Source organism: Paenibacillus hunanensis, assembly GCF_034055775.1.
Taxonomy (GTDB): Bacteria; Bacillota; Bacilli; order Paenibacillales; family Paenibacillaceae; genus Saccharibacillus; species Saccharibacillus hunanensis.
This window is the reverse complement of sequence record NZ_CP139194.1, coordinates 2312578-2324274: the sequence shown is the minus strand read 5'-3', so window position 1 is coordinate 2324274 and position 11697 is coordinate 2312578. Positions and strand designations below refer to the sequence as shown.

Below are 11697 nucleotides of genomic sequence, written 5' to 3'. Positions count from 1 at the left end.
GTAAAATCGTCAACTATCAGCATACCAGAAGACAGCAGTTTTGAAAATCAACCATAACAAAAGGTGATACCGGGCGCGAATCGGCTCGCACAGTATCACCCTGCTTCGGCGTTATAATAATTGTAGTATACCTTAAATCGAACGGTTGTTCCAGTAGCTTTGTGTAAACCCCATGCGATATTCATCAAATTATGCGAAGCAACTAAGCAATGATTTACAGGCTTAGCCGTCTCGATTATAGTAAGTATAAATACCTATATGCATTGATTAATAAGAACTATACCACTCTACATAACACCCTAATCAAGCGCGTACATCATGAAGGGGATAATCTATTGAATAGTCTACTCGCAAGAATGATTTTATTTTTCTCCAGCCTGATTGTGATCGGAATTGCTATTGTTGGAATGACCGTGTATCAATCCTCTAATTCTCTTGTTATTCAATCGATCGGCAAGCAAGCGGAGCAGGTTGCCTTACGTGCTAGCGCGCTGATCGATCCGGTGCAGTATGCGGCGATTCCTGCCAGAGAAGGTGGCGAGACTTCCTATTATACAGAGCTACGGCAGCAACTGAATAAACTGCGAGAGGATAATGGCTTTCGCTACATTTACACATTGAATCGGGTTCAGCAGGATGGCAAAGAACAATACGTCTATATTGTAGATGGTGCGCCGCAGGATGTGGCTGAGGATGATTTTTCCCCGCTGGGTACAATTGAAGATACTGTTTATCCTGCAATGAAGCAGGTAATGGATACAGGCAAGCCTGCTGTTGGTGATCTGAGTCAGGATCAATATGGCGCGATCATTACTTCCTTTGTTCCTATTAAAAATGCAGATGGACAGACGATCGGTGTGCTCGGTGCTGATCTGGATGCGACAGATATTTACCAGCTGATGCAAAAGTCCAAGCAGATGACGATCATCGTCTCAATTATTATTTTGCTGGTGAGTATTGTGCTGGTGTACCTGCTCGCTCGTTATCTGATCCGTCCACTCAAGCGACTAATGCAAGACATCCATCGGGTCAATGAAGGCGATCTGACCATTCACATTAACAGTACGAGCAAGGATGAGATTGGGCAATTGTCCACAGCCTTTGGCAGACTCGTAACCGATACGAATCGCGTAATCGTAGGTATTCGAGATAGCGCGCAGGAGCTACAGCAGGCAGCGCTTGGACTTTCCGAGCAATCACAGACGACAGCAGCGACAAGTCGTACGATTGCTGGACATGTGAACGAAACAGCCGCCGATACGCAGACACAGGCAGCTCACGCGATCGAAATGCAGCATGGCATGAACGAAGTGAGCGCAGGCATGCAGCGCATTGCAGAAGCAGTAAGCATCGTCTCGGATCGTTCAGGCGATACGCTGGAACAGAGCGTTCAAGGAAAACAATCGATCGGACAGGCAGTAGCGCAGATGGAAGCAATCACGCAGTCTTCCGATCGCATGGCTGTAGCAACCGGACAGCTACAGCAGCATTCTGATCGAATTGAGGATATTTTACGACTTATTAATGATATTGCTGGACAGACTCACCTGCTTGCACTGAATGCTTCGATTGAAGCAGCTCGTGCGGGTGAGCATGGACGCGGCTTCTCCGTCGTCGCGGGCGAGGTGCAAAAGCTGGCTGGACAATCGCAGTCCTCCGCGTCGGTCGTTGCGGAGATTGTAACCGCGATGCAGCGCGAGATTAGCGAGCTACACCATCATATGGAGACGAATCGAACCGAGGCTCATACGGGTAAAGATGTCGTACAGCACGCCGGACAGTCATTTGAACGTATTCATGATCGTCTGAGCGAAGTCGCCACGCAGCTTCATCAGGTGTCCGAATCATCTGCCGAAATCTCGGCGATTTCTCAGCAAATGCTTGCCTCTGTCGATGAAATGGAAGGCATCACCCGCCAGTCGGCGCACCGCTTCGAGCAGGTGACCGAAGGCGCTGAGGAGCAACAAGCCGCCATGGAGCATGTGAATAGCTCTGCGAATCATCTAGCGGAGTTGTCAGAGCGCTTGAATGGGTTGATTGGGCGATTTAAGGTTTGACCATATAAATACAGGAAAATATTCGCTGCTCGCTATTCCATGCTGGCAACAAATAAAAAAGGGAGTGCCAGTTAGGTGAACTGGCACTCCCTTTTTCTTCTATATCTTACACGATCGTTGCGTGAACTTCCTTGTGTGCTTCCATAACGGCTTTGTTCGCATCGTCTACAAATACAACTGTAGGACGATGCTCCTTCGCTTCCGCATTATCCAATACCGCATAAGAAATAATGATCACATTATCGCCAGGCTGTACAAGGCGAGCCGCCGCTCCATTCAGGCAAATTACACCGCTACCGCGTGGACCTGTAATCACGTACGTTTCCAGACGAGCGCCATTGTTATTGTTGACGATCTGAACCTTTTCATTTTCCAGTAGGTCTGCGGCATCCATCAGATCCTCGTCGATGGTGATACTGCCTACGTAGTTCAGGTTAGCTTCGGTTACCGTCGCGCGGTGAATTTTCGATTTCATCATCGTTCTAAACATGCAGGGCAACCCCTTTCTCAATATAGTATCTATTCGTTGTACTTTTTGTTCGTTTATGACTCACCTGTTATCCTATCTATTCGTTTATCCACTCAGCTATACCAGCGTGTAGGGGTAAATCCATCGATAAGACGAGTTAATCGAGTTAATTAAATCAGATCACTGCAAGTATATTTATGCTGTATATCGATCACGCTCAGGCATGTACTACCGTTTGAGGCAGCTCGGATGGCGAGAAGATCGCATTATCGATCAGACGTGTTTTGCCAAATTTCACAGCCAGCGCCACAATTACTTCCCCTGCTACATCACGCACAACCGTACGATCCTCCATCGCTTCAAGCTGTGGGAAGGTCATAATTTCAGCATAATCAATAACAGCAATCGATGAAGTACCGATCTCACTGCGTAGCATGCTGCGAATGTCACCAGCAGTAAGATCCGGTTGCTCGATTACACGCTGCTTGATCATTTCCAGTGAACGAGATAGCACGAGTGCTTGCTCACGTTCCTCTGCTGAAAGGTATACATTACGCGAGCTTAGTGCCAATCCGTCTACTTCGCGGACAATCGGACAAGCTATAACGTTAATATCCATATTCAGGTCGATGACCATTTGCTTAATAACTGCCACCTGCTGTGCATCCTTCGCTCCGAAAAAGGCTTCATCTGGCTTTACGATATTGAACAGCTTGGTTACGACAGTCGATACACCGTCAAAGTGACCCGGACGCGAAGCGCCACATAATGTATCGGTCAGCTCTGCTACTGTAACATGGGTCTTGGTTGGAGCAGGATACATATCCTCTACCGTTGGCATGAACACGATATCTACACCTTCACGCTCTGCCAGCGCCAGATCACGCTGTTCATCACGCGGATAACGTTCAAAATCTTCATTAGGCCCAAATTGAATTGGGTTCACAAAAATACTGATCACGACAATATCACTCGTTTGCTTAGCACGGCGCATCAGGCTTGCATGACCATCATGCAAAAAGCCCATCGTTGGTACCAGACCTACAACCGCATCCCCTCCACCTTGACTGCGTTGCTGGCGAAGCTGTTTGACTTGCTGTCTGACTTCAGCAATGCTACGTACGACCTTCACGATAAATTCTCCACCTTCCGTTGTTGTCCATACAGCGAATCCAGTGCTTTTTCATCCGGGTTAAACACATGCTGCTCCGCTGGAAATGCGCGTGTCTTCACTTCATTCACATATTGCTCGAGCGCCGTCCGAATGGTTGCACCAATGTCGGCGTATGTTTTTACAAATCGTTTTTCACGATAATTATCGGTATATTGAACCACATCATGGAATACGAGTACCTGACCGTCGCAGCCGCGACCTGCACCGATGCCGATCGTTGGAATGGATAGCTCGCCCGTAATGCGTGCAGCGGTGTCCTCAGTCACTAGCTCCAGCACGACGCCAAATGCGCCAGCCGCTTCCAATGCCTTCGCATCGTCCAGCAGACGCTGTGCATCCTGCTCATCCTTGCCCTGAATACGATAGCCACCAATCTGATGCACCGATTGTGGGGTCAGACCGATATGTGCCAGTACAGGTACACCTGCACGGGTAATCGCAGCAACGGTGTCGGCAATCTCAGCGCCACCCTCCAGCTTCACGGCATGGGCATGGCCTTCCTGCATAATGCGCTTAACGGTGCGCAGTGTCTCGTCTATACTTCCGTGATAGGTCATAAAAGGCAAATCCGCTACAATAAAGGTCGATTGGGCACCGCGTGCCACAGCACGGGAATGGTACACAATATCATCAACCGTAACCGGAATGGTGGAATCATAGCCCAGCACAACATTGCCAAGCGAATCTCCAATCAACAACATATCCACTCCAGCCTCTTCAGCCAGACGTGCGGTTGGATAATCATATGCGGTTACCATTGTGAGCGGATTGCGCTCGGATTTCATTTTCTTCATTTTGACAATATTCAGCGGCGTTTTGGCTGCCATGTGACATCAAGCTCCTTTGTATTCAATATTGTTTTTGGACAAAATAAAAAACCTTTTCGTCTCGTACGAAAAAGGTCCTGAGTCCAAAAAAGAGTCACTTTGCGATCATCTCTCCTGTCTCGGTCCCGTAACGGCTCAGAGCAGAATTGAATGGTGCCAACACCTCGCTTCTTCAGCGTATCTTGTTGTGGATACGAATCATAATGGGATACAGCAGGTTTGCCAGATGTATGGAGTTCACACTCCAGCCTGTCCAGCATAATTGGATGAAGTCTACCGTTCAGCCAGAAAAGTCACAGACCCTTCCTTCTACCTCTACTCATCCATAGCAGCTATCGATGATCCGGCTCTATAAGATACCGTTCTCTTCGCTGCATGTATGCTGTATCGGGGCTAGTGCCATTTGCGGTCAGATTACTGATGCCAGCCACAATTGTGGTCTGTTCCGTCATCTGCCAGGCGCAATATAGCATTCCGTCTAACGGTGCTTACCTGCCAGCTCACACCAATATAACATGATAAAGTACGGCTCGGTCATTCCGATACCGTCTTCCTGCATAGTATAACAGAGTACGCTAGCAATTACACTCATTTTGCCATAAAAAATATAGCTATTTACGAATGGTATACATATCCGATTTAATCGCCCGGAATTGTAGAATATTTATATGGTCTATTGGTTAGAATCATGCCCGAATTCTTCTAAAAAAGCACAAACAAAATACGCAAAAAGCTACTATGCTCGTGGCGGTCTAATACAATCTCCCCACTTACACAGCAGCCCTTTGCTTTTAACGATTAGTCATCTTCACACGACCTACGTAATATGTTTATGTTTAGAGAGCTATACCATGACTTATACCTAGAAGCCGACTTCACCCGAATATACAGGAGTGATACTGCCGTCCGGTTGCTCTAACAGCAATTCACCGTTTTCTCCCAGTCCCCGAGCAATACCGGTCATCGTATGCTGTAGCGTTTTGACCGTGACTACCTTTCCAATCGCCAGCGCCGAAGCTTCCCAGAGCGCCGCAATTGGAGCAAAGCCTTCGCGATTGTATAGATGATATAGTGTCTCCAGCTCACTTAGTATCGCCACCACTACGGCTGTACGATCGACGGGTTCTCCGCGCTCAATACGCAGTGAGGTCGCGAGCGGACGAACCTCCTCCGGCAAATCCTCCAGCGCCACATTCACATCAATCCCGAATCCACCCAGTGCATAACGCACATGACCATCCTCAGCCGCAGATTCAACCAGAATACCACATACCTTGCGGTTGCCGATCAGCAGATCGTTGGGCCACTTGATGCCGATATCCAGACCACTCACATCCCGCAGTGCACGGCAAATGGCTACAGCGGCAAGCAATGTGAGCTGGGAAGTATACTGTAGCGGCTGCTGTGGACGAAGCACAAGTGTCATCCACACACCGCGTCCAGCAGGCGAATGGAATACTCGACCCTGACGACCACGTCCAGCCGTTTGCTGCTCGGCAATGACCAGTGTTCCTTCAGGCGCACCCTTCTCGGCCAGCTCACGCGCTAGATCCTGTGTCGAACCAATGGTATCCAGCAGATGCAGTGGCTGTCCCCAGGAGGTGAGCTTCCCCAGCTGTAATCGTAACGAAACCTCGTCAAACCGATCAGGTAAGCGCACGATGCGATAGCCACGACGCGTAACGGAATCGAACTCATAGCCCTGCTCCTTTAGCCGATTGATGCCCTTCCAGACAGCGGTACGACTTACAGACAGACGGCGGCTAATTTCCTCACCAGAAATGTACTCGCCTGGTCGCTCGGTTAATAGCTCCAGCAATTGTTCATCACGCATTGGCCTTCCCTCCTGTCTCTGCATGCGTGCGCGCATAATCCAGTATGGTATCGCGGTCATTGCCCAGCTCACCACTCGCTACAGCTAGCAATATCTGCTGCATGAGCTTACCGAGCCACGGGCCACCGCGTGTATCCAGTGCAGACAGTACATCCTGACCATTCACACATAGATCAGCCAGACTGTATGCCTGCATACTTTCTATCCATGCTGGAGCCTGCTCATATAGTATACGCAGTGTCGGCGTATGATCCTGCTCAGGCAAAGCGGTGTATAGCTGTTGCCACAGTTCTGCCGTATCCTGTCCATATTGCAGCACACCAGCGATAAGCGTGAGACGTGCAGGGTTACTTTTCTCTTGACTAGCAACAACGTCATGCTTGTCATTCGTATCCTGAGCGGTTGGCATATCGACAGTCAACAGCTGCTGATGCAGACGCAATAACCGTACAACAAGATCTACTGCCGCATTAGAAAATGTCCATTGCTTCAACGCCTGCCTTGCTTGTTCATCATTACAGCCAAGCGCTAGCATGATCAGCGTCCAGCGCAGTAACCACGGTTCGCCTGCTACAACCTCCAGGCGTTCCAGCAGCTCTGGCCTTGCCGCAGGACAGGGTACGTTAACCTTCATGTAGCCGACCAGACCGCTCTGCTGTAGCAAACGAATCCCTTTGACCGGATGTGGCCCAGCGATCATCTTCTCCATTTCCACGCGAATACGCTCGGTCGCAATATAACGAATGAGCTCGCGTCGTTCCAGTAGCGCTGTCCATGTCTCCGATTCCAGCTCAAAATCAAACACCGACGCAAAGCGAAGACCACGCACCATTCGTAGCGCATCCTCATCAAAACGCTCACCCGGTACACCGACACAGCGAATGATGCCTTTTTGCAAATCTTCACGTCCATGAAATGGATCTACGTACTCTCCATCCAATCCACGCGCAATCGCATTCATCGTAAAATCACGGCGGCGCAAATCTTCATACAGATCGCTAACAAACTCAACTTGCTCCGGGCGACGATGATCCACATATTGCCCTTCCGTTCGATAAGTCGTTATTTCAAAATGCTCACCATCTACAATAACGGTAATCGTACCGTGTGCAATACCCGTAGGTACAGTATGCTCGAATAGCTCCAGCACCTGCTCTGGCGTTGCATTGGTCGCGATATCCATATCATTAATCGGTCTACCCATCAGCTCATCGCGGACACAGCCACCGACAAAATAACCTTCATATCCGTGGTCAGCGAGACGGCGGAGCAGGGACATTCCCCGTTCCGCCGTGTGCGCGTCCACCCAATTCCATTGCATCATATCATTGATCAACCCCGAACCGTGGAGGGTGTTGGCATTTGCCGTCCCAGTACACGATAGTAAATTTGTTCATACTTTTCCATCATCGCATCATTGCTAAATTGCTCTGTTGCACGAGTGATACAATTTTGACGCATTTGCTCCATCAGCGCTGGATTAGTCAGCAGCTGAATCGCATGCTGCGCCATATCCTCGGTATCGCCAATCGATGATAGATAGCCGGTTTCCCCGTGCACGATCAGCTCTGGAATCCCTCCAGCACGTGAGCCAATCGTAGGTACTCCGCACGCCATCGCTTCCAGCGCAACCAGACCGAAGCTTTCCTTTTCTGATGGAAGCATCAAGATATCTGCCATCGAGATTACCTGCGGAATATCATCCTGTTTGCCAAGAAAATGAACACGCTCTGTCAAGCCAAGCTCTTGAATGCGCCACTGAATTTTTGGCAAATCCGGGCCTTCTCCAACCAGTACAAGGCGGGATGGCACTTCGCTATTAATGCGAGCAAAGGCTTCCACCACATCACCCACGCGCTTAACCGGACGGAAGTTGGAAATATGCATAATAATCCGATCATCGCCAAAGCCAAAATCATCGCAAAGCTGCTGAATCTCGCGCGGATAATAGACCCGTTTATCTACAAAATTATACGTCAGATCAATATCGCGTGTAATATCAAGCAGTTCGCGTGTCTCACGAATCAGATCGCGTGATACTGCGGTAACCGCATCACTTTCATTGATCGCCAGTCGAATCAGATCCTTGAGCGATTCATCCTGAGCGAGCACAGTAATATCGGTGCCATGCAATGTGGTAACTACTTTCAGATGCTCACCGACCATCTGCTTTGCCAGAAATGCACAAACGGCGTGTGGCACTGCGTAGTGCACATGCAGAACGTCCAGCTGCTGCATTTTGGCAACCTGCGCCATTTTATTCGCAAGGGTCAGGTCGTACGGCGGATATTTGAAGACATAATAGTCATTGACTTCAACTTCGTGGTAAAAAATATTTTTATGAAAAGTTCCCAGGCGAAAAGGTACGCTATGCGAAATAAAGTGAACTTCATGCCCTTTTTCAGCAAGCAGCTTGCCAAGTTCGGTAGCCACGACGCCCGATCCGCCAAGTGAAGGATAACAAGTGATGCCTATTTTAAGCATCGTGTCCATAAGGGCAATCTCCCTTCCAGTTTTAAAATATGGGGTATATTCTTTTCAAGATTGTGGTGATTCATAATTCATCTATGTGTGATTAGACCATTCTGGTGTAGAGCATAATCGCATACTTGATCAGTGTGGAGTACATAGTAAGCGAAGCAAGTAAAGCTGTGTATCCTGGTGTGCTCTATTCAGCTCGGTACCGCTATGCCTTTTTATATCCTGCATTTGGATGCAGGGGCTGCTTATCCGTTCCTATAACAGCATATCCGCTACAAAAGGCGTTTTGATGACAAAGCCTTCGGCGTAGGGAATCAGGCTGCGTTGACCGGCGATGGCATCGCGGTAGCGAACACGGTCGACGTAGCCCTGCGTTAATGGCGTAGCCACAGCGTCATTGCCAGGTGCCAGACCGAATTGGGAAGCGTAGCAGGATAGGGCATCGACCTTGCGCTCATATTGAGCAGTGACATCGACAAGCACACTTGCAGGCGCGGTGTCGTTGATAAAATAGTAATAGATCTGCTCTACCTGTACAGGTGGCAGCTCTGGCATGTAGCGACGAAGCTTCGCATTGAATACGGCTTCTTCGACCAGTCGGCTACACCATGTATGGTCAGGATGACGATCTTCCCAGTAAGGCGCAAATACAATTCGTGGCGCACAGCGGCGAATTTCGGCAGTAATCGCTGCCAGCTGTTGGGGATTGCGCTCCAGACCGCGATCGGGTAAACCGAGATTACTACGATAGGACAGACCGAGCACATCGGCAGCAGCGGCAGCTTCTTGTTTACGCAGCTCAACCGTGCCATTTGACGACATTTCTGCATAGGTTAGATCACAGATGCCGACCCGAAGGCCGGCAGTGGTATGTTTGATAATCGTTCCCGCCATACCAATCTCCGCATCATCGGCATGAGCACCGAAGACGAGGATATCTAGCTTCTCGTTCATTTCAATTCCTCTCCGGCTGGCTTGTACTTATGTGCAAGCTCACGCCAGGCAAAATCACCACGATCCAGTGCTTTGACGAGAATCTCCGCGGTCGCAATGTTCGTCGCAACCGGAATCCCCTGCACATCGCAAATACGCAGCAATGCAGTAATATCCGGCTCGTGTGGCTGTGCCATCAGCGGATCACGCAGGAAAATGATTAAATCCAGCTCATTTTGCGCTACAAGTGCACCGATCTGCTGGTCACCACCGAGCGGGCCAGACATAAAGCGATGAATATCCAGCTTTGTTTGCGCCATAATGCGTTGTCCGGTCGTTCCGGTCGAATATAATTTATGACCGTGAAATACATGCTCATAGGCGGTCACAAAATTAACCATTTCATCTTTTTTGCGGTCGTGCGCGACAAAAGCTATCTGGAACATGGCAATCTCCCCTAATCATATAGTCTGTATCGTTTACACCTATCCAATATTAATCTACAAAGCGCTCGAAGCCGTACACCATACCTGTGTACTCCATCACCTTTTGTACACCGATCTTCACGCCAGGCATGTAGCCTGCACGCTCATACGAATCATGGCGAATTTTGAGCGATTGTCCAAAGGCACCGAAAATAACCTCCTGCTGAGCAAATACACCGGGTAAACGAACACTGTGAATGCGGAAGCCATCAAATTCGCCACCGCGCGAGCCAGCAATCGTTTCTTTTTCATTCGGATTACCCTGTTTAAATGATTCACGAACCTCGCGTACCATTTCAGCCGTCTTCACTGCTGTACCAGAAGGGGCATCCAGCTTGTGATCACCGTGCGTTTCGATAATTTCCAGATGCGGGAAGTGCTTGGCAGCCTGAGCGGCAAAGCGCATCATCAGAATTACACCAATCGAGAAGTTCGGCGCGATCAAGCCACCGATGCCTGCATCCTTGCATAGACGATCAAGCTCATCAATCTGTTCCGGTGTATACCCTGTCGTTCCCATTACTGGACGCACCCCATGCTGAATAGCAAGACGCGCGTGTTCATAGGCAAATTCAGGCGTTGTAAAGTCAACCAGCACATCGGCTTTGACCGACGTGAGCGCTTCCTCCAGACTCGGCACAAGCGCAACGCCTGCATTCTTCATGCCCACCAGCTCGCCTGCATCACGTCCAGCATCCGAGCGACCAATCGCTGCTGCTAGTTCTAGCTGTTCATCGCCAAGTACGAGCTTGACGACCTCACGGCCCATACGTCCGCCAGCCCCTGCTACAATTACTTTGATTTGCTCGCTCATGTTATTCTCCTTTACCCGCTTGTTCAGATTCATCGGTATTATCGTCTTCGATCCGCGTCCAGCGATCTTTATCTCGTGTATTAAATTTATGCATAACCTTGTTATGCGCTTCGGTCAGATCGATCCCGAGCGAATTCGCAAAACAGATCGTAATAAACAAAATATCGCCAAGCTCCAGCTCGATCGAATTGTCTGCTTCATCATTCTTTTTTGGCTTCTCGCCATACGAATGATTCACTTCACGCGCCAGCTCGCCTACTTCTTCAGACATCCGTGCCAGCATCGCCAGCGGCGAGAAGTAGCCTTCCTTGAATTGTGAAATGTACGCATCGACTTCCTTTTGCATCGTTGCCAGCGTTTTTTCTGTCATCTGTATTCCCTCCATCAACCAAATTCATCCTATGACTCGGGGCGCTATACAGCATAAAAAAAGCGATTGCTGTATACATATGCAGCCCTGTCCTGGCAGGCTTTTCCTGCCCTATTGCCGAATGCGTGACTTCCTCCTATAGTTAGGATGGAGCGGTCATCATGCTACTAATGGATACGATCACTTGAGCGTATTCAAGTGCACCCGCGTTGTTCGGTATCCTTCCATTCGTGCAAGTTATCATTACCATGTT

At 49.1% G+C, this 11697-nt stretch carries 11 protein-coding genes; 1 reads left to right on the top strand and 10 read right to left on the bottom strand.

Features of this window, described 5'->3' with window-relative positions:
* Positions 1–335: 335 nt before the first annotated feature.
* Positions 336–2057, top strand: coding sequence for a methyl-accepting chemotaxis protein (locus SK066_RS09515; RefSeq protein WP_320544472.1), 1722 nt, complete (start codon positions 336–338; stop codon positions 2055–2057).
* A gap of 106 nt (positions 2058–2163) precedes the next feature.
* Here the strand turns inward: SK066_RS09515 and panD are convergent, their stop codons facing one another.
* The 10 genes from panD to SK066_RS09465 all read right to left on the bottom strand — a co-directional run bounded on the left by panD (position 2164) and on the right by SK066_RS09465 (position 11444).
* On the bottom strand, positions 2164–2547 hold the full coding sequence (panD, locus tag SK066_RS09510) for an aspartate 1-decarboxylase (protein WP_188775448.1): 384 nt from the start codon (positions 2545–2547) through the stop codon (positions 2164–2166).
* Between the two features lie 196 nt (positions 2548–2743).
* On the bottom strand, positions 2744–3658 hold the full coding sequence (panC, locus tag SK066_RS09505) for a pantoate--beta-alanine ligase (protein WP_320544471.1): 915 nt from the start codon (positions 3656–3658) through the stop codon (positions 2744–2746).
* Complete coding sequence (gene panB, locus SK066_RS09500; RefSeq protein ID WP_320544470.1) at positions 3655–4527, bottom strand: 3-methyl-2-oxobutanoate hydroxymethyltransferase; 873 nt, start codon at positions 4525–4527, stop codon at positions 3655–3657. Before panB ends, panC begins: the two co-directional genes overlap by 4 nt.
* Positions 4528–5389: 862 nt before the next feature.
* On the bottom strand, positions 5390–6361 hold the full coding sequence (locus SK066_RS09495) for a biotin--[acetyl-CoA-carboxylase] ligase (protein ID WP_320544469.1): 972 nt from the start codon (positions 6359–6361) through the stop codon (positions 5390–5392).
* Entirely contained in the window at positions 6354–7685 is a 1332-nt protein-coding gene (locus tag SK066_RS09490) for a CCA tRNA nucleotidyltransferase (protein ID WP_320544468.1), read from the bottom strand. Before SK066_RS09490 ends, SK066_RS09495 begins: the two co-directional genes overlap by 8 nt.
* Positions 7686–7693: 8 nt before the next feature.
* Positions 7694–8854 carry an N-acetyl-alpha-D-glucosaminyl L-malate synthase BshA gene (bshA, locus tag SK066_RS09485; protein WP_188775443.1) on the bottom strand — a complete coding sequence of 387 codons (1161 nt, stop codon included), beginning with the start codon at positions 8852–8854 and terminating at the stop codon, positions 7694–7696.
* Positions 8855–9097: 243 nt separating this feature from the next.
* The gene (gene bshB1, locus SK066_RS09480; protein WP_320544467.1) at positions 9098–9796 is read right to left on the bottom strand and encodes a bacillithiol biosynthesis deacetylase BshB1; all 699 of its coding nucleotides are present in this window, start codon (positions 9794–9796) and stop codon (positions 9098–9100) included.
* The gene (locus tag SK066_RS09475; protein ID WP_188775440.1) at positions 9793–10221 is read right to left on the bottom strand and encodes a methylglyoxal synthase; all 429 of its coding nucleotides are present in this window, start codon (positions 10219–10221) and stop codon (positions 9793–9795) included. Before SK066_RS09475 ends, bshB1 begins: the two co-directional genes overlap by 4 nt.
* Positions 10222–10270: 49 nt before the next feature.
* On the bottom strand, positions 10271–11074 hold the full coding sequence (dapB, locus tag SK066_RS09470; RefSeq protein WP_188775438.1) for a 4-hydroxy-tetrahydrodipicolinate reductase: 804 nt from the start codon (positions 11072–11074) through the stop codon (positions 10271–10273).
* Position 11075: 1 nt separating this feature from the next.
* Positions 11076–11444 carry a nucleotide pyrophosphohydrolase gene (locus SK066_RS09465; protein ID WP_320544466.1) on the bottom strand — a complete coding sequence of 123 codons (369 nt, stop codon included), beginning with the start codon at positions 11442–11444 and terminating at the stop codon, positions 11076–11078.
* Positions 11445–11697 lie beyond the last annotated feature (253 nt).

Bases quoted from the DNA above. Each gene is read 5' to 3' on its own strand.
- SK066_RS09490 (WP_320544468.1), bottom strand. From the start codon at position 7,685: ATGATGCAATGGAATTGGGTGGACGCGCACACGGCGGAACGGGGAATG.
- SK066_RS09495 (WP_320544469.1), bottom strand. From the start codon at position 6,361: ATGCGTGATGAACAATTGCTGGAGCTATTAACCGAGCGACCAGGCGAG.
- bshB1 (WP_320544467.1), bottom strand. From the start codon at position 9,796: ATGAACGAGAAGCTAGATATCCTCGTCTTCGGTGCTCATGCCGATGAT.
- SK066_RS09475 (WP_188775440.1), bottom strand. From the start codon at position 10,221: ATGTTCCAGATAGCTTTTGTCGCGCACGACCGCAAAAAAGATGAAATG.
- bshA (WP_188775443.1), bottom strand. From the start codon at position 8,854: ATGGACACGATGCTTAAAATAGGCATCACTTGTTATCCTTCACTTGGC.
- SK066_RS09465 (WP_320544466.1), bottom strand. From the start codon at position 11,444: ATGACAGAAAAAACGCTGGCAACGATGCAAAAGGAAGTCGATGCGTAC.
- panD (WP_188775448.1), bottom strand. From the start codon at position 2,547: ATGTTTAGAACGATGATGAAATCGAAAATTCACCGCGCGACGGTAACC.
- dapB (WP_188775438.1), bottom strand. From the start codon at position 11,074: ATGAGCGAGCAAATCAAAGTAATTGTAGCAGGGGCTGGCGGACGTATG.
- panB (WP_320544470.1), bottom strand. From the start codon at position 4,527: ATGGCAGCCAAAACGCCGCTGAATATTGTCAAAATGAAGAAAATGAAA.